Raw genomic sequence first — 2,958 nt, forward strand, 5'->3', positions numbered from 1 at the left:
GCCTGATGTCGGCTACCGGCCGTTCCGCAAACCTGATCTCCATCGGCGCCATCGACTTCGGCATCATCGTGGATTCCGCCATCGTCGTGCTGGAGAACATTTATCGCCGTATGCACGAAGCCACCAGCGAACAGCACCGGCTGGACCTGATCGCCGAAGCCACAGCCGATGCCGCCAAGCCAGTCCTGTTTGCGACGCTCATCATCCTGGTGGCGTTTATCCCGCTATTCACCATGCAGGGCGTGCCGGGAAGAATTTTCGCGCCCATGTCGGTGACCTACGGATTTGCACTGACGGGCGCACTGATCTTTGCGTTGATCTTCGCACCCGTGCTGGCCTCATATCGGCATATCGTCCGCAGCGGGCATGTGGCGGACACGCGGCTGGTGCGAAGCTTAAAGCGTCATTACACACGGCTCCTTTTGCGAGTGATGTGGAGCCGCCGATTCGTGCTTCCGGCTGCGATTGCAGGTTTGCTGCTATCGCTCGCCATGTTCTGGACCATTGGCGGCGAATTCATGCCGAAGCTGGAGGAGGGGAATCTGTGGATTCGCGCGACGCTGCCTCAGGATGTCTCGTTCGACTATGCCGTACGCTTGGCGGGTGAGATGCGGGAGGCTCTGGGGTCCTTTGCGGAAGTGCAGCAGGTGGTGTCGCAAGTCGGACGGCCGGATGACGGCACGGATACGACTACCTTCAACAACATCGAGTTCCAGGTTGATTTGAAGCCTCAATCCAGGTGGAAGACGGCGAGCACCAAAGACGAACTCATCCAGAAAATGAACGGAGCTCTCCGCCGCTATCCGGGGGTTGCCTTCAATTTTTCACAAAATATTCAGGACAACGTCGAAGAGGCGATGTCGGGCGTTAAGGGGGAAAACTCCCTGAAATTGTTCGGCGATGACATTGATGTGCTGGCCAGGACTGCGAAGCAGATCCAGGACGCAATGGCCAAGGTTCCCGGCGTAACCGACTTGGCGGTTTTCAAGGAGAACGGACAACCGAACCTGGTGATCTCGATCAATCGTAGTGCAGCGGGACGCTATGGGCTCATGGCCGCCGACATCAACGCGGCGGTGCAAGCCGCGATTGGCGGCCTGGCAGTGACCGAGGTTCTGGAGGGCGACCGCCGCTTTGATTTCGTGGTTCGCTACAAGCCGGAGGATCGCCAGAGACCGGAAGCGATGAGGAACATTCTTCTGGCCACGCCAGACGGCAACCGGGTACCACTGGGACAAGTGGCGGACATCGGATTTCGCGAAGGCGCCTTCATGATTTATCGCGAGAATGGGCGGCGCTACATTCCGATCAAATTCAGCGTGCGGGGTCGCGACTTGGCGGGAACCATCGAGGAGGTGCAATCGCAACTCTCACGCTCCTTTCGCCTGCCCGAAGGATACCACTACGAATGGGCGGGCGAGTACGACAGCCTGCGCAAGGAACAGCAGCGCCTCGCGATCATCATTCCAATCACTGTGGGCATGATTCTGGCTCTACTTTACGTCTCCTTCAATTCCTTGCGCGATGCATTGGCGGTGCTCTCGGTGCTGCCCTTCGGCATTGCCGGCGGTGTGCTGGCGCTGCTAGTCTCGCGCACGCCCTTCAGCATTTCCGCGGCGGTTGGTTTCGCCTCGGTAATTGGGGTTGCTACCTTGGGCGGGTTGGTCTTCGTGGCCGGCATCCGCCGTGCCGAAGAACACGAGCATGGGATCAAGCACTCAATCATCCGCGCCAGTGTCGGGGAGATGCGGGCGGTGTTGATGGCTTGCCTGGCCGCGGGCCTGGGCCTGCTTCCCGCTGCCCTCTCCCACGGAATTGGCGCGCAAGCACAGCAGCCGCTGGCGCGGGTCGTAGTGGGCGGAATGGTTACAACCTCGTTGGCCATCCTGATTGTGATTCCGGTGGTCGCGAGTCTCGGGTTGGTCACCAGCGAGGCGACAGAAGTGTGAGGAGGTCCCCGAAAGTGTGGAATCGTCTGTGTGCGATGTGTGTGCCCTCCGGCGGATTTTTACTCCTGCCCCTGACCGCCGCTGCCTGCCTTTGCACTGCGGCTTTCGCTCAACAGCGAAGCTTCACCTGGGAGCAGATTCAGGAAAAGTTCTTGGCCGCGAATCCCACACTCCGGGCCCAGGCACAGAGTGTGGAGTCCAGCCGCGCCAGCGAAATCACGGCCGGCCTGAGGCCCAACCCGCAATTGCAAAACGACACCACTTCGGCGACGGCCGGGATTTATCAAGAATTCGAAATTGGAGGGAAACGGGGGGCACGCCTGGAGAGCGCTCGACTCGCGACAGCCATCTCCCAAACCGATTTTGTGGACACCCGCCGAACTCTGGTTTTTACCTTGCGACAGGCCTTTATCGCTGGGCTGCAGGCGAAATCTGAGCTCGAATTCGCACGTGGAAACCTCTCCGATTACCAGAAGGTGATTGATCTCAACCGCTTGATGCTGCAACAAGGCGCCATATCGAAAGCGGATCTTCTGAAGATCGAGCTCGAGATGCTGCAATTTCAGACCGACGTGGACGACGCGACGCTGGCTCTGAGGACCGCGAAGGCGACCCTGCGGGCGCTGGTGGGCGCGGCCAATCTACCGCAAGAGTTCGATATTGAAGGCGAATTGCGTGCCGTTGCTCTCGACAAGACGCTTTCCGAGCTTCAGCAACTCGCGATCGATAATCGTCCTGACTTGAAATCGGCGGAGACCGGGCGGGAAAAAGCATTTGCCGACCTGCGCCTGGCCAGGGCGAACCGCTGGCCCGACCCGACCATCGGCACATCTTTTATCCACACTGGAAACGAGATCGGCGGGCCCGACTGGTTTCAGCCGTTCTACCCCAAAGGCAGCGTCTCGAACGCCATGGGCTTGGGCCTTGCCTCAATCTCCATACCGCTCTTCAACCGAAATCAGGGTGAGGTCGCGCGTGCCCAGTCAGAGCGACGCAGGGCAGACTTCCT

2 protein-coding genes are annotated in these 2,958 nt (G+C 59.6%); both read left to right on the forward strand.

Annotated features, from left to right (window positions below; all coding sequences use genetic code 11):
- On the forward strand, positions 1 to 1,949 hold a 1,949-nt coding region (locus VEG30_01985; protein HXZ78668.1), incomplete at its 5' end, for an efflux RND transporter permease subunit.
- 35 nt (positions 1,950 to 1,984) lie between these two features.
- Positions 1,985 to 2,958 (forward strand): TolC family protein (locus tag VEG30_01990; GenBank protein ID HXZ78669.1); only part of this gene is annotated, 974 nt, incomplete at its 3' end.

It is taken from the genome of Terriglobales bacterium (assembly GCA_035624455.1).
Taxonomy (GTDB): Bacteria; Acidobacteriota; Terriglobia; order Terriglobales; family Acidobacteriaceae; genus DASPRM01.